Source organism: Burkholderia territorii, assembly GCF_902833055.1.
Lineage (GTDB): Bacteria > Pseudomonadota > Gammaproteobacteria > Burkholderiales > Burkholderiaceae > Burkholderia > Burkholderia territorii.
The window spans coordinates 266356-287041 of the sequence record NZ_CADFEJ010000006.1 but is presented as its reverse complement, the minus strand read 5'-3'; the positions used below and the strand labels follow the sequence as shown (position 1 = coordinate 287041).

18 protein-coding genes are annotated in these 20686 nt (G+C 66.1%); 1 reads left to right on the top strand and 17 read right to left on the bottom strand.

Annotation, left to right across the window (positions count from 1 at the left end; all coding sequences use genetic code 11):
• Window positions 1–52: 52 nt before the first annotated feature.
• A complete protein-coding gene (locus tag HW466_RS15025) occupies window positions 53–268 on the bottom strand; it encodes a YdcH family protein (protein ID WP_059450027.1) in 216 nt (71 codons plus the stop codon).
• Between the two features lie 77 nt (window positions 269–345).
• Entirely contained in the window at window positions 346–1095 is a 750-nt protein-coding gene (locus tag HW466_RS15020; protein WP_059449858.1) for a hypothetical protein, read from the bottom strand.
• Window positions 1096–1255: 160 nt separating this feature from the next.
• On the opposite strand from HW466_RS15020, the gene HW466_RS15015 reads away from it, so the two are divergent.
• Window positions 1256–3580, top strand: coding sequence for a Tex family protein (locus tag HW466_RS15015; RefSeq protein WP_174906021.1), 2325 nt, complete (start codon window positions 1256–1258; stop codon window positions 3578–3580).
• A gap of 112 nt (window positions 3581–3692) precedes the next feature.
• Here the strand turns inward: HW466_RS15015 and HW466_RS15010 are convergent, their stop codons facing one another.
• From HW466_RS15010 to HW466_RS14940, 15 genes are all read right to left on the bottom strand, one after another.
• Entirely contained in the window at window positions 3693–5606 is a 1914-nt protein-coding gene (locus tag HW466_RS15010; RefSeq protein WP_059449860.1) for a potassium transporter Kup, read from the bottom strand.
• Between the two features lie 273 nt (window positions 5607–5879).
• Window positions 5880–6476: a phosphoribosyltransferase gene (locus HW466_RS15005; RefSeq protein WP_059449861.1), complete on the bottom strand. Its 597-nt coding sequence runs from the start codon at window positions 6474–6476 to the stop codon at window positions 5880–5882.
• A gap of 8 nt (window positions 6477–6484) precedes the next feature.
• A complete protein-coding gene (locus HW466_RS15000; RefSeq protein ID WP_060348419.1) occupies window positions 6485–7831 on the bottom strand; it encodes an adenylosuccinate synthase in 1347 nt (448 codons plus the stop codon).
• A gap of 113 nt (window positions 7832–7944) precedes the next feature.
• Entirely contained in the window at window positions 7945–9093 is a 1149-nt protein-coding gene (locus HW466_RS14995; RefSeq protein ID WP_151005873.1) for an ATP phosphoribosyltransferase regulatory subunit, read from the bottom strand.
• A gap of 101 nt (window positions 9094–9194) precedes the next feature.
• The gene (locus HW466_RS14990; protein ID WP_009687995.1) at window positions 9195–9386 is read right to left on the bottom strand and encodes a DUF2065 domain-containing protein; all 192 of its coding nucleotides are present in this window, start codon (window positions 9384–9386) and stop codon (window positions 9195–9197) included.
• Between the two features lie 36 nt (window positions 9387–9422).
• Entirely contained in the window at window positions 9423–10322 is a 900-nt protein-coding gene (hflC, locus tag HW466_RS14985) for a protease modulator HflC (protein ID WP_151005871.1), read from the bottom strand.
• A gap of 15 nt (window positions 10323–10337) precedes the next feature.
• Window positions 10338–11693 carry an FtsH protease activity modulator HflK gene (gene hflK / locus HW466_RS14980; RefSeq protein ID WP_060127628.1) on the bottom strand — a complete coding sequence of 452 codons (1356 nt, stop codon included), beginning with the start codon at window positions 11691–11693 and terminating at the stop codon, window positions 10338–10340.
• A gap of 47 nt (window positions 11694–11740) precedes the next feature.
• Entirely contained in the window at window positions 11741–12916 is a 1176-nt protein-coding gene (hflX, locus tag HW466_RS14975; RefSeq protein ID WP_174906025.1) for a GTPase HflX, read from the bottom strand.
• Between the two features lie 72 nt (window positions 12917–12988).
• Window positions 12989–13228, bottom strand: coding sequence for an RNA chaperone Hfq (gene hfq / locus HW466_RS14970; RefSeq protein WP_006399927.1), 240 nt, complete (start codon window positions 13226–13228; stop codon window positions 12989–12991).
• Window positions 13229–13369: 141 nt separating this feature from the next.
• Complete coding sequence (gene der / locus HW466_RS14965) at window positions 13370–14707, bottom strand: ribosome biogenesis GTPase Der (RefSeq protein WP_059449867.1); 1338 nt, start codon at window positions 14705–14707, stop codon at window positions 13370–13372.
• A gap of 247 nt (window positions 14708–14954) precedes the next feature.
• Window positions 14955–16100, bottom strand: a complete 1146-nt coding sequence (gene bamB / locus HW466_RS14960; RefSeq protein WP_060348417.1) for an outer membrane protein assembly factor BamB — start codon at window positions 16098–16100, stop codon at window positions 14955–14957.
• A gap of 40 nt (window positions 16101–16140) precedes the next feature.
• Window positions 16141–16770, bottom strand: a complete 630-nt coding sequence (locus HW466_RS14955) for a tetratricopeptide repeat protein (RefSeq protein ID WP_059449869.1) — start codon at window positions 16768–16770, stop codon at window positions 16141–16143.
• A 56-nt stretch (window positions 16771–16826) separates the two neighbouring features.
• Entirely contained in the window at window positions 16827–18167 is a 1341-nt protein-coding gene (hisS, locus tag HW466_RS14950; RefSeq protein ID WP_151005240.1) for a histidine--tRNA ligase, read from the bottom strand.
• A 21-nt stretch (window positions 18168–18188) separates the two neighbouring features.
• Complete coding sequence (gene ispG / locus HW466_RS14945; protein WP_059449871.1) at window positions 18189–19493, bottom strand: flavodoxin-dependent (E)-4-hydroxy-3-methylbut-2-enyl-diphosphate synthase; 1305 nt, start codon at window positions 19491–19493, stop codon at window positions 18189–18191.
• Window positions 19494–19599: 106 nt separating this feature from the next.
• A complete protein-coding gene (locus HW466_RS14940; RefSeq protein ID WP_174906020.1) occupies window positions 19600–20586 on the bottom strand; it encodes a helix-turn-helix domain-containing protein in 987 nt (328 codons plus the stop codon).
• Window positions 20587–20686: the final 100 nt, after the last annotated feature.

Genomic DNA, 20686 nt, shown 5'->3' with positions numbered 1-20686 from the left:
AAGCGTTCCTGTGTCCAGCGCCCGGGCGGCGCCGGCGCTTGCCAGGCCGCGCTCAGGCGCGCTTATCCGGTTCCAGCTGCGATTGCAGCAAAATGATTTTGTCCTTGGCGGCCAGCTTTTCCTTCTTCAGCCGGTGCAGCGTGATGTCGTCGATGTCGGAGTGTCCTTCCTTCAGCTCGATCTCCCGAGCAAGCTGCCGGTGCTGCTCCTGCAATGCAGCCAAACGGTTGTGCAATTCCTGCTGCTGTTCCGTGGGACGATTTTGCATATGCGCCTCCTCATCGAAGCAGCGCGCCGACTGGCGTGCCGGCACGCACGAGACTGACTCCGGATCAATCCGACACGTTACTGCCCCTGCTGTTGCTGCTTGGCCTTCTCGGCCGCTTCCTGCTGACGCCGCTCGACATCGGCCTTGTGCTGGGCAGCTTCCTTCTGCTTCTGCTCGTAGCGCGCGGCATTGTCCGCCCGCTCCTGCGCCTTCTGCGCGCCCTGCTGGCGCGCCTGGTCGAGCTTGCGCTGAAAATCTGCCTGCTTCTGGTCGTATGCCTGCTTGTTCGCGGCGCGCTGCGGCCCTTCGGCGCCGCGCTGCGCCCGCTTCAGTGCATTCTGCTCCTGCTTGTCGCGGAATGCAGCCGCGTTCGCCGCATCGTTCGCCGCGCGCTGCGGCGCTTCCGCCGCATTCTGCGCCTGCTTCAACGCCTGCTGCTGGTCACGCTGCTGCGCCCGCACCGCGCGCTGTTCGTCGTCGAGCGCGAGCTGCTCCTGACGGATGCTCGCCCGCTCCTCGCGCATTCGGTCGCGCGCCTTGCCGAGACAGTGGTTGACGAAAAACGTGCTGTAGCAATCGTGCTCCGCCACGGCATAACGATAATCGTTTTCCGCGGAACGCTGATTGAGCACTTTTTGACGAGCGTCAAAATCCTGCGTGGCTGAGGGCGCGACGGGCGCGGCCGCTGCGGCGTCCGGCGCGCTTGCGCCCGATGCCTGCGCGTACGCGACGGTGGACCCGGCGGACAAAGCCGCGGCAAGCGCTGCGCCGAGCGCGACGAGAGAAATGCGGGAAGTTGGCAACGTCGTAGGAAAGCTGCGGGACATGTGTCAAATTCTATCACCCCCGGCTGGACGCTCCGCCATTTATGGCAAAATGCCCCGCTTCACTCACCCGCGGCAACTGGTCCGGCGGGCCCGTCTCGCAGCCCGCCGCACGCGGCCTGCCGGCCCGTGCCGCGATTTCAGCAGGCAGATCATCCACGACATGACGGAAACCGTAGCACTCAAGATCGTACAGCGCATCGCCACCGAACTGTCCGTCCAGCCGCGCCAGGTCGCGGCGGCAGTGCAACTCCTCGACGAAGGCTCGACCGTTCCGTTCATTGCCCGGTACCGCAAGGAAGTAACCGGCAACCTGGACGACACGCAGCTGCGCCAGCTCGAGGAACGCCTCCTGTATCTGCGCGAGCTCGAGGATCGCCGCGCGGCGATCCTGTCGAGCATCGACGAACAGGGCAAGCTGACCGACGAGCTGCGCGCCGCGATCGACGCGGCCGACAGCAAGCAGGTGCTCGAAGACCTTTATCTGCCGTACAAGCCGAAGCGCCGCACGCGCGCGCAGATCGCCCGCGAAGCCGGCCTCGAGCCGCTCGCGCAGGCACTGCTCGCGAATCCGCTGCTCGATCCGCAGACGGAAGCCGCCGCGTACGTCGATGCCGACAAGGGCGTCGCCGACGTGAAAGCCGCGCTCGACGGCGCGCGCGATATCCTGTCCGAGCAATTCGGCGAAACGGCCGAACTGCTCGGCAAGCTGCGCGACTACCTGCACAGCCAGGGCGTCGTGTCCTCCGCGGTCGTCGAAGGCAAGGAAAACGAGGAAGGCGAGAAGTTCCGCGACTACTACGACTACGCGGAAACCATCCGGACGGTGCCGTCGCACCGCGCGCTCGCGCTGTTCCGCGGCCGCAATGCCGGCGTGCTGACCGTCAAGCTCGGGCTCGGCGAGGAACTCGACGCGCAGGTCCCGCATCCCGGCGAAGCGATGATCGCGCGCCATTTCGGGATCGCGAACCAGGGCCGCCCGGCGGACAAATGGCTGTCCGACGTGTGCCGCTGGTGCTGGCGCGTGAAGGTGCAGCCGCACATCGAGAACGAACTGCTCACGCAACTGCGCGAAACGGCGGAAGCCGAAGCGATCCGCGTGTTCGCCCGCAACCTGAAAGACCTGCTGCTGGCTGCCCCGGCCGGCCCGAAGGCCGTCATCGGTCTCGACCCCGGCCTGCGCACGGGCGTGAAGGTTGCCGTGGTCGACCGCACCGGCAAGCTGCTCGCCACCGACACGATCTACCCGCACGAGCCGCGCCGCGACTGGGACGGCTCGCTCGCGAAGCTCGCGCGCATCGCCGCGCAGACGCAGGCCGAGCTGATCAGCATCGGCAACGGCACCGCGTCCCGTGAAACCGACAAGCTCGCGAGCGAGCTGATCTCGAAGCACCCCGAACTGCGGCTGCAGAAGATCGTCGTGTCGGAAGCCGGCGCGTCGGTCTACTCGGCGTCCGAGCTGGCTGCCAAGGAATTCCCGGAACTCGACGTGTCGCTGCGCGGCGCCGTGTCGATCGCACGCCGTCTGCAGGACCCGCTCGCCGAGCTCGTGAAGATCGAGCCGAAGGCGATCGGCGTCGGCCAGTACCAGCACGACGTGAACCAGCGCGAACTCGCCCGCTCGCTCGATGCGGTGGTCGAGGATTGCGTGAACGCGGTGGGCGTCGACGCCAATACCGCGTCGGTCGCACTCCTCGCACGCGTTTCGGGCCTGAACGCCACGCTCGCGCGCAACATCGTCGACTACCGCGACGCGAACGGGCCGTTCCCGTCGCGCGATCATCTGCGCAAGGTGCCGCGCCTCGGCGACAAGACCTTCGAACAGGCCGCCGGCTTCCTGCGCATCAACGGTGGCGAGAATCCGCTCGATCGCTCGTCGGTCCACCCTGAGGCCTATCCGGTCGTCGAACGAATCCTCGCGAAGATCAACAAGCGGATCGACGACGTGCTCGGCAGCCGCGATGCGCTGTCCGGTCTGTCGCCCGCCGAATTCGTTGACGAACGTTTCGGTCTGCCGACCGTGCGCGACATCCTGGCCGAACTTGAAAAGCCGGGTCGCGACCCGCGCCCCGAATTCAAGACCGCGACGTTCCGTGACGGCGTCGAGAAGGTCTCCGACCTGATGCCGGGCATGCTGCTCGAAGGTGTCGTGACGAACGTCGCGGCGTTCGGCGCATTCGTGGATGTCGGTGTGCACCAGGACGGCCTCGTCCACGTGTCGGCGATGTCGACGAAGTTCATCAAGGATCCGCACGAAGTCGTCAAAGCCGGCCAGGTCGTAAAGGTCAAGGTGCTCGACGTCGACGTGAAGCGTCAGCGCATTTCGCTGACGATGCGCCTCGACGACGAAGCCGCCGCGCCCGGCATGGCGCCGCGCGGCGGCCAGGATCGCGGCAATGCCGGCCGCGGCGCGGCGCGACCGCTGCGTTCGCGCGAGCCGGAACCGGCCGGCGCGATGGCCGCGGCGTTCGCGAAGCTCAAGCGCTGACCACACGAAGGTTGTCGCCGCACGAAAAAAGCCCGCCGTAAGGCGGGCTTTTTCTTGGCTCCGACAGGTGCTGCCGGATGGGCACGGGCCGCATGGGCCGCCCGCGCGCCGGTCAGATTTCGATCTTGGTGCCGAGCTCGACGACGCGGTTCGCCGGAATCGAGAAGAAGTCGGTCGGCTTCGCCGCGTTCTGATGCATCCATGCGAACACGCGTTCGCGCCAGATCGACATGCCGGGCAGATGCGTCGGCACGACCGTTTCGCGCGCGAGGAAGAACGACGTGTCCATCAGTTCGAACGTCATGTCGTGCGTGCGGCCGAACTCCTCGAGCACCGCCTTCACGTCCGGCGTCTCGTTGAAGCCGTATTCGGCCTTCACGATGTACAGGCCGCCGCCCGCGTCGCGCGCGCTCAGGCGCTTGTCGTCGCGCACGTACGGGATGTCGCGCGTGACGAACGTCAGGAATATGGTCCGCTCGTGCAGCACCTTGTTGTGCTTCAGGTTGTGCAGCAGGCTGACGGGCACGAGCTTGTCGTTGCCGGTCAGGTAGATCGCGGTGCCCGACACACGGTGCGGCGGATGCGCGAGCAGCCCCTGCAGGAACGGCTCGAGCGGGATACCGTCGGCAGCCGTACGCTCCTTGACGATGTGACGGCCCTTGTACCAGGTCATCAGCAGGAAGAACAACAGCGCGCCGATGCCGAGCGGCAGCCAGCCACCCTGCGCGACCTTCAGCAGGTTCGCGCCGAAAAAGCCCAGGTCGACCGCGAGGAACACCGCGATGATCGCGCCGACCAGCAACCGGTTCCAGTTCCACACCTTCACCATCACGACGGCCGCGAGTACGGTCGTGATCACCATCGTGGCCGTCACCGCGATACCGTACGCGGCCGCGAGGTTGTCGGAACTCTTGAAGCCGATCACGATGCAGAGGATCACGAACAACAGAAGCCAGTTCACGACCGGCACGTAGATCTGGCCGATCGCCAGCTCGGACGTGTGCAGCACCTTCATGCGCGGCACGTAGCCGAGCTGGATCGCCTGCGACGTCAGCGAATACGCACCCGAGATCACGGCCTGCGAAGCGATCACCGTCGCGACCGTCGAGAGCACGACGAGCGGCAGCAGCGCCCAGTCCGGCGCCAGCAGGAAGAACGGGTTCTCGATCGCCTTCGGGTTCTGGATCAGCAGCGCGCCCTGGCCGAAGTAGTTCAGCACGAGCGACGGCATCACGAGCCCGTATGCGGCCAGCCGAATCGGCTTCGCGCCGAAGTGACCCATGTCCGCGTAGAGCGCTTCCGCGCCCGTCAGCACCAGCACGACCGAACCGAGCACGACATACGCCTGCAGCACGTGCTCCGACATGAACGACGCCGCGTAATACGGGTTGATCGCCGCGATGATGCCCGGCACGCGCACGATGTGATACACGCCGAGCGCCGCGATCGCGATGAACCACAACACCATGATCGGCCCGAACAGCTTGCCGACCGTCGCGGTACCGTGCCGCTGGATCCAGAACAGCGCGATCAGGATCACGATCGTGATCGGCATCACGAGATGGGACAGGTGCGGCGTCGCGATCTCGAGGCCTTCGACCGCCGACATCACGGAAATCGCCGGCGTGATCACGGCGTCGCCGTAGAACATGCACGCGCCGAAGATCCCCAACGCCATCAAAGCGCCCGCGACACGCGTTTTCGAGTCGAGCGGCCGCAACGACAGCGCCATCAGCGCAAGCACGCCGCCCTCGCCATTGTTGTCGGCCCGCATCACGAACAGCAGATACTTGATACCGACCACCAGGATGATCGCCCAGAACAACAGCGAGATCACGCCGAGAATCGAGCTTTCGGTGAGCGGAATGCCGTGTGCGGGGCTGAACGCCTCTTTCAGCGAATACAGCGGGCTGGTGCCGATGTCGCCGAATACGACGCCGATGGCCGCTATCGCAAGCGCCCGCATCGAATGTTGGTGCGTCGAATGCGCATGGGCTGCGTCGGTCGCCTGGATCGTGTCGTTCATATGAAGCTAAATAATCGGGTCCGGTTCGGACAAAACGAGCGCTATTCTACTCGCGCCCCCCTGAAAAACCGTCCTGCCCTGTTGCCCTGAAGCCACGTGATCCACGCTGCGCATGCAATCCTGCGCAAGCTGTGGCAGGGCTGCCATCATAGCCGGGGCCGCGCAATCTGCCTATCACGAGGCCCCATTGTGGCGCCCGCCGGCCCGGCGCCGCAATAAAAAACGGCGCCGCAAGCGGCGCCGTACAAGGCTTTCCTTCGATCGGCCGGCCGCTCACGCGCCCGAGCCGTCGCGCTGCGCGCGACCGCGCTTGATCCATGCCTCGAGATTGTGCGGACGAACCGTGTCCCACTCTTCGAACGGCTGATGAATCCACGGATTCGTCGGCAGATATTGCGTGTGATAGTCGGGCTTGACCTTGGAGCACCCCTTGTACCAGAGCACCGCCGAACGCACGGCCTTGACCGCCGGATAGCGCTCCTTCAGGTGCTCCTGCACGCGCGCGAGCGTAACGCCCGAGTCGACGAGATCGTCGACCAGCAGCACGTTGCCCTCGAGGTTGCCACGCGTCATCGTGATGTACTGCGCGATGTCGAGTTCGCCCTGCTGGGTGCCGGCCGCTTCGCGATACGAACTCGTCGCGAGGATCGCGAGCGGGACGTCGTAGATGCGCGAAAGCTGGTCGCCGACGCGCAGGCCGCCGCGCGCGAGGCACAGGATCTGGTCGAACTTCCAGCCCGATGCATGCACCTGGAGCGCGAGCAGCTCGATCAGACGATGGTATTCGTCCCAGCCTACCCACAGGTTCTTGTCGTCGTTGCGCGGATCGGTCATCAAGTCTGCCGCCGTCATCGTGATTTGCTGCGTCATGCTGAGAATTACACCTTGAACGGGTGGCGAAGCAGGATCGTCTCGTCGCGATCCGGCCCCGTCGAGACCATGTCGACCGGCACGCCGGCCACTTCCTGGACACGGGTCAGGTATGCCTGGGCATTCGCCGGCAGCGCATCCCACGTCTTGATGCCGACGGTGCTTTCCTTCCAGCCGGCGAACGTTTCGTACACGGGCTCGCAACGCGAGACATCGGCCGCGCCGCGCGGCAGGATGTCCACGTCCTTGCCGTCGATCTTGTAGCCGACGCACAGCTTCACTTCGTCGAGACCGTCGAGCACGTCGAGCTTCGTCATGCACAGGCCCGACACACCGTTGATCTGGATCGAGCGGCGCAGTGCCGCCGCGTCGAGCCAGCCGGTGCGGCGCGGACGGCCGGTGACCGAGCCGAATTCCTTGCCGACGTTCGCCAGCGTGACGCCGACCTGATCCTGGCGCTGCGGATTGTCCGCGTCGTACAACTCGCTCGGGAACGGGCCCGAACCGACGCGCGTGCAGTATGCCTTCGTGATACCGAGGATGTAGTTCAGCTTCTGCGGGCCGACGCCTGCGCCGGCCGATGCCGCGCCCGCGACGCAGTTGCTCGACGTCACGAACGGATAGGTGCCGTGGTCGATGTCGAGCAGCGTGCCTTGCGCGCCTTCGAACAGCAGGTTCTGACCGGCGTTGTTCGCGTCGTACAGGCGGCGCGACACGTCGGCCACCATCGGCTTCAGGCGATCGGCGTAGCCGAGCATCGTGTCGAGCGTGGCCTGGAAATCGACGGCCGCGCCACCCAGGTACTGGGTCAGCACGAAGTTGTGGAAATCGAGGTTTTCGCGCAGGCGATCCGCGAAGGTCTTCGCGTCGAACAGGTCCTGCACGCGCAGCGCACGGCGGCCGACCTTGTCTTCGTACGCGGGGCCGATGCCGCGGCCGGTCGTACCGATCTTGCCCGCGCCCTTGCGTGCTTCGCGCGCCTGGTCGATTGCGATGTGGTACGGCAGGATCAGCGTCGTGGCTTCGGAGATGAACAGGCGATCGCGCACGTTCACGCCGGCCTCTTCCAGCTCGCCGATTTCCTTGAACAGTGCCTCGGGGGACAGGACGACGCCGTTGCCGATGTAGCAGGCGACGCCTTCACGCATGATGCCCGACGGAATGAGGCGCAAGATGGTTTTCTTGCCGCCGATGATGAGGGTGTGGCCGGCGTTGTGACCGCCCTGGAAACGCACGACGCCCTTAGCGTGGTCCGTCAGCCAGTCGACGATCTTGCCCTTGCCTTCATCACCCCATTGCGTTCCCACGACGACGACATTGCGCCCGGGAGTCACGTTCACTGCGCTGGCAGACATGTTGATTCGTTAGCTGGTTAAAAACGTATTCTACCTATGTTCGCGGGCGATTCCGAATTTTTCCGTTTCGCTTCAACGATATGCACGCCGAACGACGGCCCGCGAACGCCTGTTTAACGGGGTTCGATCACCCATGCGCCGTTACGCTCGACGAGCGAACGGTCGCAGGCGAACTCGTCGAGCACGTGGTCGTGTCCCGGCAACGCCTGGATCACGACCTCGCCCGCATCGCGCAGCGCCGCGACGGCAGCGCTGAGCGCGTCGTCCTGCGCCCACGGCGCGAGAATCGCGGTGCCGCGTGCCTCGATCGGCGAAATCCGGGCGAGCTCGCGCAGGTCGAGCGAGAAGCCCGTCGCCGGGCGGGCGCGCCCGTACGCCTGCCCGACATGGTCGTAGCGGCCGCCGCGCGCGATCGCGTTCGGCACGCCGTCGATGTATGCCGTAAACATCGCTCCGCTGTGGTACGCGTAGCCGCGCAGGTCGGCGAGGTCGATCGCCACCTCGACGCCCTTCGCCTGCGCCGCGAGCTGCGCGAGATCGTCGAGCGCGCGCGTGATCTCCGGCAGCACCGGCAGGCGTGCGCGCGCCTCGTCGAGCACGCTCGCGTCGCCGTACAGATGCGGCAGCGCACGCAGCGCCGCGCGCGTATCGGCCCCGAGATCGTCGGTGAGTTCGTTCAGCAGCGGCACGTCCTTGCCGGACAGCGCGTCGTACAGCGCCTCGCCGCGCTCGGTGGCCTGCGCGTCGCGTGCGAGCAGCGCCGCGAGCACGCCCGCATGGCAAAGATCCAGACGAATCCGCGACAGCCCCGCGAGATGCAGCGCGTCGAGCATCAACTGCTGGATCTCGAGATCGGCTTCGAGCCCGGCATGCCCGTAGATTTCGGCACCGATCTGGATCTGTTCGCGCGTCGCATGCAGGCCGCGCGGACGCGTGTGCATCACGTGGCCCGCATAGCAAAGGCGCGTCACGCCCTGGCGGTTCAGCAGGTGCGCATCGATACGCGCGACCTGCGGCGTAATGTCCGCGCGCAGGCCGAGCGTGCGACCCGACAACTGATCGACCAGCTTGAAGGTGCGCAGGCGCAGGTCGGCGCCGCCGCTCGTCAGCAGCGACTCGAGATATTCGAGCAGCGGCGGCATCACCATTTCGTAGCCGTACGAACGGAAGCGATCGAGCAGCCTGCGGCGCAGCTCCTCGATCTTGCGCGCTTCCGACGGCAGTACGTCGGCGATATTCTCGGGAAGTAACCAGGTCGACATCGGTACGGTCCTACGACAGGAAACAGGGCGCGACACGCGCGCCGCGAGATGAATCGGAAATCGGAAATCGGGCGGAACGAACGGCGGGTGCGCCGTCCGGATCAGGTGGCGAGCAGCAGCAGGACGAGCCCGAGCGCCATCACGATGAGCCCGCCGATCCGGATATGATGCGGCGGCCGCTCCGCTATTCTACGAAACGTGTCGCGCCAGGCGACGGGAAACACGAAGGGGAACGCCCCCTCGATGATCAGCATCAGTGCTACCGCGAGCAACAACGAGCCAGCCAGATCCATGCGAGCGACGGCGCCGCTCGACGCGGCGCCCCAAGGTCAGTGTTTGCGGGGAGCGGGTGCCGCCGGTGCGGCACCGCCCGTCGGACTGCGCATGAAACGGAAAAACTCGCTGTCGGGATCGACGACGATGATGTCGTTGCGCTTGAAGGTATTCCGGTAAGCCTGCAGGCTCGCGTAGAACTGGTAAAACTGCGGATCGCGGCCGAATGCATCGGCGGCGATCGATGCGGCCTTCGCGTCGCCCTCGCCCTTGATCGTCTGCGCGGACTTGTACGCATTCGCGAGCACCGCCTGCTGTTCGCGTTCCGCGTCGGCCTTGATCTGCTCGACATCGGCGGCGCCCTCCGCGCGCACCTGTGCGGCCTGGTCGCGCAGCGCGGCGATCATCCGCTGATAGACGGCATCCGTCTGCGCGGCCGGCAAGTCCACGCGCGTCAACTGCACGTCGACCACGTCGATACCGACGCCGGACGCCGTCGCGCGCACCGCTTCGCGCACCGCATTGGCGACGTCGCGCTGGCCGCCGAGCGCGTCGTCGAGCGCGCGCTTGCCGAATGCGTCGCCGAGCGCGCTCTTCATCTCGCCGGCCAGACGCTCGGTGGCAGCCGCCGGGTCGCCGCCCGTCGCCGTGAAATACTTCATCGGATCGCTGATCCGGTACTTGACCACATACGCGACGAGCAGGTCGTGCCTGTCTTCGGTCGCCAGCTGCAGCGGATCCGACGACTCGAGCGATTGCAGGCGCGTGTCGATCAGCGTCGCCGTCTGCAGGGGCGGCGGCAATTTGAAATGGATGCCGGGGCCCGCGAGTTCGGGTTGCGCGCCATCGCGGCCCGACAGCACGGCAGTGTGGCGCGGGTCGACGGTCAGGACGGTCGACGACGCCGCGAAGGCGGCGATCACGATTGCGACGACGAGCGCAATGATTCGGTTCATGTTCTGCGCTCTCCGTTACTTCGTATCGTCTTCACGCGAGCGGCTGCGGAACGCTTCGCGCGACCGCAGCACGTCGCTGCCCGGCGCGGGCGCCGCCGCGGCCGAAGCCGAAGCCGCGCTCGCGGGTGCGCTCGATGCCGCGGCGGCCGGAGCCGACGCCGCATCGGGCGCCGATGCACCGGCGGGCAGGGCGGCATTCGCGGCGTTTTGCCGCCCCTGCTCGACGAGCTTGTCGAGCGGCAGATACACGACGCTGTTGCCGCCCTTGTTGCCGACGAACACCTTCGTCGCTTTCGAATAGATGTCCTGCATCGTCTCGAGGTACATCCGCTCCCGGATCACCGCGGGCGCCTTCGAGTACTGCGCATAGACCTGCTTGAACCGGTCGGCATCGCCTTCCGCTTCCGTGACCACGCGATCGGCATACGCCTTCGCCTCGTCGGCGAGTTTCGCGGCATCGCCCTGCGCCTTCGGCAGCAGGTCGTTCGCATAGGCCTGCGCGGCACGCTTCGCGGCCTCGCGATCCTCGCGCGCCTTCGCGACTTCGGCGTATGCGGCCTGCGTCTGCTCGGGCGCCGCGACGCTCTGCATCGTGACGGCCGTGATCTCCAGCCCTGACTGGTAGCGATCGAGATCGCGCTGGATCGCGGCGGACAATTGCTCGCGCAGGGCGTCGCGATCCTGGTTGAGCATGTCGGCGGCGCTGCGCGTGCCGACGATCGCGCGTACCGCGGCCTGCGCGGCCTGCGACACGCTGCGCTCGGGATCGACGCTGCGGAACAGGTAGTCGGTTGCGGAACGAATCCGGTACTGGACGATGAAACGGACATCGACAATGTCGGCGTCGCGCGTCAACATCGCCGCTTCCTTCACGTTTGCGAGGCGCACGACATTGTTGCGGCCGATCTCGATCGAACGGACCTGCGAAGTGTCGACGATTTCGTGCGACGCAAACGGATACGGCGCGCGCCAGTGGACGCCCTGCCCAACCGTGCCGGACAGCTTGCCGAACTGCAGCACGACGCCCGTCTGGCCGTCCTGCACGACGAACAGCCCGCTGCCCGCGTAGACCGCGACCAGCACGCCGATCACGATGCCGACGCCAACGCGCGCGGCCCGGCCGTTGTCGGGCCGGAAGCCGTTGCCGCCCTTGCCGCCGAACAGGCCGCTCAGACGCCGGTTGAAGTTGCGCCACATCTCGTCGAGATCGGGCGGACCGTCACCGTCGCCACCGGGCGGACGCTTCGATTCGTTCGCACGCGGACGGGATCCGTCGTTGCCCTTGCCGTCGCCGCGTCCCCAGCGGGGATCGTTGATCGACAGCAAGGCGCGCATCCGCCGCCAGGTACTCCGCTCGTTGTATTCGTTCACCAGAGTTTGTTCACCAGATTGGACGCCGGCGAACCGGCCGGGACCGGTTAGCGCCCGTGTTCGGAAATCGTGTGGTCTTCGCGTGGTTCAGCGGGTGCGCCGTCGAGCGCGCCGTTGGGTAACGTCGCGCCGGAAAGGTGTTCCGCGGAGGCGATCTCGGCGATGGCGGCACGCAACGTATCCAGACCTTGACCGGTGCGTGCGCTCAAAAAGACGCGCGAAATATTACCATACTCGTCCCGCTCGACCGCGTCGCCGCGGGCCGCCAGCTCGGGCACCGCGTCGATCTTGTTGAACACCAGCACCTGTCGGATCGTGTCCGCACCGATCTCGTGCAGCACGCCGTTGACCTGCTCGATCTGCTCGAGCCGCACCGCGCTCGACGCGTCGACGACGTGCAGCAGCAGATCCGCGTGGATCGTTTCCTCGAGGGTCGCGCGGAACGCGGCAACCAGTTGGTGAGGCAGTTCGCGAATGAACCCGACCGTGTCGGACACGACGATCTGGCCCGCCTCGTCGCCGAGGTACACCCGGCGCGACGTCGTATCGAGCGTGGCGAACAGCTGGTCGGCCGCATAGGCCTGCGCTTTCGTCAGTGCATTGAACAGCGTCGACTTGCCCGCGTTCGTATAGCCGACCAGCGACACCGACATCGTGCCGCTGCGCGCGCGCTGGCGTCGCTGCGTGCTGTGCTGCCGGCGCAACCGGTCGAGCCGCGACTTGAGCATCTTGATGCGCTCGCCGATCAGCCGGCGGTCGGTTTCGAGCTGGGTTTCACCGGGGCCGCGCAGGCCGATACCGCCCTTTTGCCGCTCCAGGTGGGTCCACGCGCGAATCAGGCGGGTCGACAGGTATTGCAGTTGCGCGAGCTCGACCTGCAGCTTGCCTTCGTGGCTGCGGGCACGCTGCGCGAAGATATCGAGGATGAGGCTCGTGCGATCGACCACCCGCCTGTTAAGCGCCTGCTCCAGATTGCGTTGCTGGGCCGGTGCCAGGGCGTGATTGAAGATGACGATTTCGACGTTGTGCGCGTCGCACGCGAGCCGCAATTCTTCGGCTTTACCGCTGCCGATGAACATCTTGGCATCGGGACTGGCGCGACGACCGGTGAGGGTGACGGCGGGACGGGCCCCCGCACTGGAGGCGAGAAGACTGAGTTCTTCGAGACTGGCTTCGAAATCGGTCTTGCCGAAATCGATGCCGACGAGCGCTGCGTTGATCAAATTATCGGGTGTCAAGATAAGGCGGCTGGCATCGGTCGCTCGCGGCGACCGGACGCCGGCCGCTGCGATGGGTTAGGACGAGGCTTCCGCGTCCGGGTGGAAATTCACCGGGCGCGCCGGCACGACCGTCGAGATGGCGTGCTTGTAAACCATCTGGGTCACCGTATTACGGAGCAACACGACGTACTGGTCGAACGATTCAATGTTCCCTTGCAGCTTGATGCCGTTGACGAGATAGATCGAAACGGGAACGTGCTCTTTGCGCAGTGCGTTCAAAAACGGGTCTTGTAACAATTGCCCTTTGTTGCTCATGGCGTACTCCATCTTGTTTTGCAGGTTGATCTGGATTGGCGACGAAGAAAAAGAGATCCGGCGCCAATCGCTACACTATAGCTGATTTTGCATGCCCCGCCCGGGCATAGGCCATGCGGCCTGGTCGTTGCGGGACCTGCTTCAGCCCTTGTCCGCGTACGGGTTGTTCGACGAACGGAACTCTATGCGCAATGGAGTCCCGGTCAGTGAGAAAGTTTCGCGGAATCGGTTTTCCAGGTAACGCTTGTAGGTTTCCGTCACCGCGTCGAGCGCGTTGCCGTGGATGACGATCAGCGGCGGATTCTGGCCGCCCTGGTGCGCATAGCGCAGCTTCGGACGCACCGGGCCGCGACGACGCGGCTGCTGGAACTCGACTGCCTCGATCAGCGCGCGCGTGAGCTTCGGCGTCGGCAGTTTCGCCATCGCGGCCGCATACGCGTCGTCGACCGAGCGCATCAGCGCGCCGATGCCGGTCTTCTTCGCGGCCGAAATGTAGTGCGATTTCGCGAAATCGAGGAATTTCAGCTTGCGGGTCAAATCCGCTTTCGCACGATCGCGCGCGTGGTCGTCGAGGCCGTCCCATTTGTTGACGCCGATCACGAGCGCGCGGCCCTGCTCGACGACGAAGCCGGCGATGTGCGCGTCCTGGTCGGAGATGTCCTGCTGCGCATCCAGCAGAAGAATGACGACGTTCGCGTCGGAGATCGACTGCAGCGTCTTCACGACCGAGAATTTCTCGATCGCCTCGAACACCTTGCCGCGGCGTCGCAGGCCCGCGGTATCGATCAGCGTGTACTTCTTGCCGTTGCGCTCGAAGTCGACGTAGATCGAATCGCGCGTCGTGCCCGGCATGTCGAACGCGATCACGCGGTCCTCGCCGATCAGCGCGTTCACGAGCGTCGACTTGCCGACGTTCGGCCGGCCGACGATCGCGATCTTGATGCCGCGCGACGGATCGTCCTCGTCCGCTTCCTCCGGCTGGCCCGCGTATGCGACTTCCAGCGCTTCGTTGATCATGTCGGTCACGCCGTCGCCGTGCGCGGCCGAGATCGCGCGCGGATCGCCGAGCCCGAGCTCGTAGAAGTCCGTCGCGACCGCCGTGTACTTCATCCCCTCGGCCTTGTTCACGACCAGGAAGATCGGACGGCCGGTCTTGCGCAGGTAGTCGGCGATCGACTTGTCCTGCGGCGCGAGGCCGTTACGGCCGTCGACGATGAACACGACGATGTCGGCTTCCTCGACGGCCTGCCGCGTCTGACGTGCCATCTCGTGCAGGATGCCGTCCTTCGCGACAGGCTCGAAGCCGCCGGTATCGACGACCAGGTAAGGCCGTGCGCCGACCCGCCCTTCGCCATAATGGCGATCGCGCGTCAGGCCGGGCAAGTCGGCGACCAGCGCATCGCGCGAGCGCGTGAGCCGGTTGAACAGCGTGGATTTCCCCACATTGGGGCGCCCAACGAGGGCAATGACCGGTTTCATCTGTGTTTTCTACGGTGATGCGCAGCAGCGGGAGGCCCGCTGCTGCGGGCGGCTGCGCTGAATGAAAATATCACGAATTCGCGCCGCGCCGGATGCGCGCGCCGGGCGCGCGTTGCGCGCCGTCGTCTTTCGTTTCGAACTGCCTTTCAAATACCGAGCGGCCGGGAACACCGGCCGCCTTCATGTCGCGCAACCGCGCGCGCGGGACGAGCCCGCCGCGCCGCGATTGCGCTCGTTGCCTGGCGCGTCAGCGCGGACGGAACCCGTACAGGCCGCCGTCCTGCGTCTGCACGACGAGCGTGTTGCCCGCCAGGACCGGCGCCGCGGTAATCGCGCTGCCGTCGGTCTTCATCCGGGCGATGAAGCTGCCGTCTTCGCGCGACAGGAAGTGCACGAAGCCCTGGTAGTCGCCCATCACGACCGCATGGCCGAGCAGGTAAGGCACGCCGACGTCGCGGCTCTTCAGCTTGTCGTTGCGCCAGAGCTGGTTGCCGGTCGCCGCATCATAAGCCGACACGACCGACCAGTCGTCGCCGCCGGCAACGACCGAATCGTCCTGCGCGAGGCCGCTGCGGCTCGAGAATGCCTTTTCCCACAGCGGGCGACCCGAGTTCGCGTCGAAGCAGCCGAGCTGACCCTGGAACGTGACCGCGCACGTTTCGGCACCCACGAGCGTCGGCGGACCGCTGACGTCGTTGATGCGCTCCACTTCGGTCACGCCCTTCGGGAACGACACGGGCGTCTGCCAGAACGGCTCGCCCGTCTGCAGGTTGATCGCGACGAGACCGCCACCGGGGAAGCCCGCCAGCACGGCCGCATCGCCGGCGAACGTCATGCCGGCCGACACGCGCAGGTTCAGCGGCACCGCGCGGTTGCGGTAGTTCCACTTCTGCTCGCCCGTCTGCGCGTTGAACGCGATCACCTGGCCGTCGATCGTGCGCACGATCACGAGACCGTTGCCGACCAGCGGCGGCGAGAAGATCTCGCCCTGCACGTTCGTCTTCCACAGCTGCTTGCCGTCCGCGCCCAGCACGAACACGCCGCCCTTCAGCGCGCCGACCGCGGTCAGGTTGCCGTCGCTGCCGACACCGGCCGACAGGTCGGAACCGACCTTCGTGCGCCACAGCGTCTGGCCCGTCTTCGCATCGATCTTCTCGACCGAACCGTTCTCGCCCGCCGCGAAGACGGCGTCGCCAACGGCCACCGGCGAGAACAGGTAGCGCCCGCCCTTGCCGACGCTCGCCTTCCAGACCTGTTGCACGTCCATGACGGGCTTGAACTCGGTGAGCGGCGTCGGCACGCGGCGCGCGTCCTTCGACGACGAGCAGGCCGCCAATGCCAGGACAGCCGCCGCGCAGGCTACGGGCACAGCGTAACGTTTCAGCAAATTCATCGGTTAGCGAAGCAGAGTTAAGAGGTTGAGGGGGCCGGGATCAGCCGCCGAGCGCATCGAGCTTGAACTGCACGAGCTGACGCGCGGACTGGTCGTCCTGCGACAGGCCGTCGAGCGCAAGCTTGTACGCGGCGCGCGCATCGTCGGTCTTGCCTTGCGCCGCCAGCAGATCGCCGCGGCGATCGGCCACGAGGCCCTTGAATGCATCGACCGGCGTGCCGGACAGCAGCGCGAGGCCCGCATCGTACGCCTTCTCGTCGAGCAGCAGCGATGCGAGACGCAGTTTCGCAATCTGCTTGTATTCGTCGTCCTTGGCGTGATCGACGGCCCATTGCAGCTGCGCCTTCGCACCGGCGGCGTCGCCGGCCGCGTACAGCGTCTTGGCGGCCGTCAGCGCGGTCATCTGCGCATACGGCGTGCTGCCGAACTTGTCTTCCATGTCGGCGGCCGCGCGGGCCATCGTCGCCTTGTCGTTCGCGGCGGCGGCCTTCTGCACCTGCTCGTACAACCCGGAAGCCTCGGCGGCCTGACGGCGCTGCCAGTAATTCCAGCCGTTGAAACCGGCCGCGACGACCAGCGCCGCAAGCACGATCCACGTGGTGAGATTGCCCCAGCGGGCCCACCACGCCTTCAGACTTTCAATCGATTCTTGTTCGTCGTGATAACTCATCGGCGAGCGATTCCTTCCTTTTTCAGGCTTTTCTTGTCGAGCGAATGCCAGCGCGATCAGTCGTCGCCGTCTTCGGCGGATGCAACCATCGCATTGATTAGGAATTCGGTCAAGCTTTCGACCGCTACGGTCTGCTGAACGTTCTTTTCCCCGTCCTCGCCCGTGCCGCGCAACGCTTTCACGCCCACCGTGCCGTTCGCGACCTCTTCTTCGCCGAAGATCACCGCGAATGCGGCACCGCTCGCATCGGCCCGTTTCATCTGCGACTTGAAGCTTGCCGGGCCGCCGTCTGCGCTGCAGTGGAAAATCACGTCGAGGCCCGTGTCGCGCAGACGCTCGGCCGCGATGAACGCCTGTTCGCGCGCCGTCTCGCCCTGGTGCACCACGTAGACGTCGACACCTTCCTGCTCGGGCGCGAGATCCTCTTCCTTCAGCAACTCGAGGATGCGCTCGATGCCCATCGCCCAGCCGCACGCGGCGGTCGGCTTGCCGCCGAGTTGCTCGATCAGCGGATCGTAGCGACCGCCGGCCGCGACCGTGCCCTGCGCGCCGAGCTTGTCGGTCACCCACTCGAACACGGTCAGATTGTAGTAGTCGAGGCCGCGCACGAGACGCGGGTTGATCTTGAACGGGATGTTGTTCGCGAGCAGCAGGCGCTGCAGCCCTTCGAAATGGGCACGCGACTCGTCGCCGAGGAAGTCGATCAACTTCGGCGCGTTCTGCGCGATTTCCTGCAGCGCGGGGTTCTTCGTGTCGAGCACGCGCAGCGGGTTCGTATACAGGCGACGCTTCGCGTCCTCGTCCAGCACATCGACGAACTGCTCGAGATACTTGATCAGTTCGACGCGGTGAGCGGCACGCTCCTCGGCGAGGCCGAGCGAGTTGATCTCGAGCTTGATGCCGGTCAGGCCGAGGTCGTCCCACAGGCGCTGGCACATCATGATGATCTCGGCATCCGCGTCCGGGCCCGCGAAGCCGAGCGCCTCGACGCCGACCTGGTGGAACTGGCGATAGCGGCCGCGCTGCGGACGCTCGTGACGGAACATCGGGCCGATGTACCACAGGCGCTTCGGGCCGTCGTACAGCATGTTGTGCTCGATCGACGCGCGCACGACGGCCGCGGTGTTTTCCGGGCGCATCGTCAGGTTCTCGCCGTTCAATGCGTCGGTGAAGCTGTACATCTCCTTCTCGACGATGTCCGTGACCTCGCCGATGCCGCGCGTGAAGAGCTGCGTATGCTCGACGATCGGCGTGCGGATGTTCTGATAGCCGTACGCGCGCAGCAGCGATTTCACGGTAGCTTCGAAGAACTCCCAGAGGCCGGCATCCTGCGGAAGGATGTCGTTCATGCCCTTGACGCCGGTGAGCTTCTCGATCTTGCGTTTCTGTTCAGTCATCGTTCGTGTGTGTGGACGAATTTAATTCAGGGCCTCGGTGCGGCCGTAATTGCGTGCGACGTAGTCGCTGACGATCTGCTGGAATTCCTCGGCGATCCGCTCACCGCGCAGCGTCCTGACCTTCTCGCCGTCGATGAAGACGGGCGCGGCCGGGTTTTCGCCCGAACCCGGCAGGCTGATGCCGATGTTCGCGTGCTTCGACTCGCCCGGGCCGTTGACGATGCAGCCCATCACCGCGACGTTCATCTTCTCGACGCCCGGATATTCCTTGCGCCAGACCGGCATCTGCTCGCGCAGATACGTCTGGATCTGCATCGCGAGTTCCTGGAACAGCGTGCTCGTCGTGCGGCCGCAGCCCGGGCACGCGATCACCATCGGCGCGAACGAGCGCAGGCCCATCGTCTGCAGGATTTCCTGGCCGACGACCACTTCGCCCGTGCGCGATGCGCCCGGCTCCGGCGTCAGCGAAATGCGGATCGTGTCGCCGATTCCTTCCTGCAGCAGCACGCCGAGCGCGGCGGTCGACGCGACGATGCCCTTCGAGCCCATGCCGGCCTCGGTCAGGCCGAGGTGCAGCGCGAAGCCACAGCGGCGGGCGAGCTCGCGATACACGGCGATCAGGTCCTGCACGCCGCTGACCTTGCACGACAGCACGATGCGGTCGCGGCCGAGACCCAGCTCGACCGCGCGCTCGGCCGAGCCGATCGCCGACTGGATCAGCGCTTCGTACATCACGCTCTGCGCGTCCCACGGCTGCGAACGCGCGGCGTTCTCGTCCATCATGCGCGCGAGCAGGTCCTGGTCGAGACTGCCCCAGTTCACGCCGATCCGCACCGGCTTGTCGTACTTCGCCGCCGCTTCGATCATCTGCGCGAACTGCGTGTCGCGCTTCGCGCCCTGACCGACGTTGCCCGGGTTGATCCGGTACTTCGACAGCGACTCCGCGCAACCCGGGTAGTCGCGCAGCAGCAGGTGCCCGTTGTAGTGGAAATCCCCGACGAGCGGGACGGTCACGCCCATCCGGTCGAGCTGCTCGCGGATCGCCGGCACGGCGGCGGCCGCCTCCGGCGTATTGACCGTGATGCGCACCAGCTCGGAGCCCGCATTCGCGAGCTCCTTGATCTGGATCGCCGTGCCGATCGCGTCGGCCGTGTCGGTATTCGTCATCGACTGCACGCGCACCGGCGCATTGCCGCCGATGGTCACGAGCTGCCCGCCCCAGCGAACATCCACCGCATGCGACACGCGACGCGGCTGATGCCCGCCGAACACCGGCTCGGTTGAACAAATCTGACTGCTGCGTGGGGATTGAGCTTCGGATTGCATCGATAGATCCATTTACGCGGAATGCGCCGCAAGGCGGCGCATGAATTGAAATAGCGCCGTGCCCCAGCGACCCGTCCAGGACGGGCCTGCGTCACGGCGCTTGACGTCAGGGCAACGTGAACCGCGCCACGTTACCCCGCGCTGCCGAATATTTCGCCGGATCGACAGGTTTTCCGTCGAACGCGACCGTATCGAGACCGGCCTTGTTGCCGATCGTGACCTTGAACGGCCCGTCGCCGGCGACCTGCTTCGTTTCGCCGGCCCGCACCAGCGCCGAGAACAGCTCCTTGCCGTTCTTGTCGCGCACGCTGAACCAGCAATCCTGCTTGACCTTCAGTTCGACCATCGACTGGCCTGCCGCCACGACGACGCTCGCGGGCTGCGCCGACTCGGCCGCGCTGCTCGCCGCTGCCGTCGCGACGATCGGTTGCGACGCAGGTACGGCGGCCGTCGGGGCCGGCGCCGAGGCGGACGCTGCGCCCTGCGCCGGAACTTCGTTGCCGGCGGCCGTCGATGCGCCGCCCGCGGCCGCCTCTTCGGCGGAAGACGCCGCCGGCGCGCTCGCCGCCGATGCGTGTTCGGTCTCGGCGCCGCCCTTGAAGCGCGCAAGCCAGCTCGACGAGTCGCCGCCAGTGTGCCACATGAGTACCGCGATCACCGCGACGACGACGATCGCCGTTCCCCACAGCCACGGGTGATGGCGCGACGAGCCGCCGAGCGGAATCGACACGCGGCCGCGCGGCAGATCGGTGCCCGACGACGCGGGCATCGACAGATCGACTTCCGGCACCCCGCGCTCCCGGCGCAATGCCTGCGCAAACGGCTCGGGATCGACACCGAGCATCTTCGCGTAGCTGCGCACGACACCGAGCGCGAACGTCACGCCCGGCAAATGGCTGATATCGCCTGCCTCGAGCGCACGCAGCTTCTGCGGCGCGACCTTGAGCCGCGCCGACACGTCGTCGACCGTCCAGCCCTTCGCTTCCCGGAGCTGCGCCAGCCGGCTGCCGACGGCCGCCAGCGATTCAAGCCCTGCCTGCGCCGGCTTCGCGGCATTCGTCTCTGCGCCGTTTGTCGGCTGCGGCTCACTCATCCTTGTCCTCGCGTCGATTCTTCTTCACTGGCGGGCGCCGCCGGCTCCCGCAACCGTCCATATCATGCGCGGCGCAGAGGCACCGCGACCGATCGCTATT

Bases quoted from the DNA above. Each gene is read 5' to 3' on its own strand.
- HW466_RS15025 (WP_059450027.1), bottom strand. From the start codon at position 268: ATGCAAAATCGTCCCACGGAACAGCAGCAGGAATTGCACAACCGTTTG.
- hfq (WP_006399927.1), bottom strand. From the start codon at position 13,228: ATGAGCAACAAAGGGCAATTGTTACAAGACCCGTTTTTGAACGCACTG.
- der (WP_059449867.1), bottom strand. From the start codon at position 14,707: ATGAAACCGGTCATTGCCCTCGTTGGGCGCCCCAATGTGGGGAAATCC.
- HW466_RS15000 (WP_060348419.1), bottom strand. From the start codon at position 7,831: ATGTCTGCCAGCGCAGTGAACGTGACTCCCGGGCGCAATGTCGTCGTC.
- HW466_RS15015 (WP_174906021.1), top strand. From the start codon at position 1,256: ATGACGGAAACCGTAGCACTCAAGATCGTACAGCGCATCGCCACCGAA.
- HW466_RS15020 (WP_059449858.1), bottom strand. From the start codon at position 1,095: ATGTCCCGCAGCTTTCCTACGACGTTGCCAACTTCCCGCATTTCTCTC.
- HW466_RS14990 (WP_009687995.1), bottom strand. From the start codon at position 9,386: ATGGATCTGGCTGGCTCGTTGTTGCTCGCGGTAGCACTGATGCTGATC.
- bamB (WP_060348417.1), bottom strand. From the start codon at position 16,100: ATGAATTTGCTGAAACGTTACGCTGTGCCCGTAGCCTGCGCGGCGGCT.
- hflC (WP_151005871.1), bottom strand. From the start codon at position 10,322: ATGAACCGAATCATTGCGCTCGTCGTCGCAATCGTGATCGCCGCCTTC.
- HW466_RS14955 (WP_059449869.1), bottom strand. From the start codon at position 16,770: ATGAGTTATCACGACGAACAAGAATCGATTGAAAGTCTGAAGGCGTGG.
- ispG (WP_059449871.1), bottom strand. From the start codon at position 19,493: ATGCAATCCGAAGCTCAATCCCCACGCAGCAGTCAGATTTGTTCAACC.
- HW466_RS14995 (WP_151005873.1), bottom strand. From the start codon at position 9,093: ATGTCGACCTGGTTACTTCCCGAGAATATCGCCGACGTACTGCCGTCG.
- HW466_RS15010 (WP_059449860.1), bottom strand. From the start codon at position 5,606: ATGAACGACACGATCCAGGCGACCGACGCAGCCCATGCGCATTCGACG.
- HW466_RS14940 (WP_174906020.1), bottom strand. From the start codon at position 20,586: ATGAGTGAGCCGCAGCCGACAAACGGCGCAGAGACGAATGCCGCGAAG.
- hisS (WP_151005240.1), bottom strand. From the start codon at position 18,167: ATGACTGAACAGAAACGCAAGATCGAGAAGCTCACCGGCGTCAAGGGC.
- HW466_RS15005 (WP_059449861.1), bottom strand. From the start codon at position 6,476: ATGACGCAGCAAATCACGATGACGGCGGCAGACTTGATGACCGATCCG.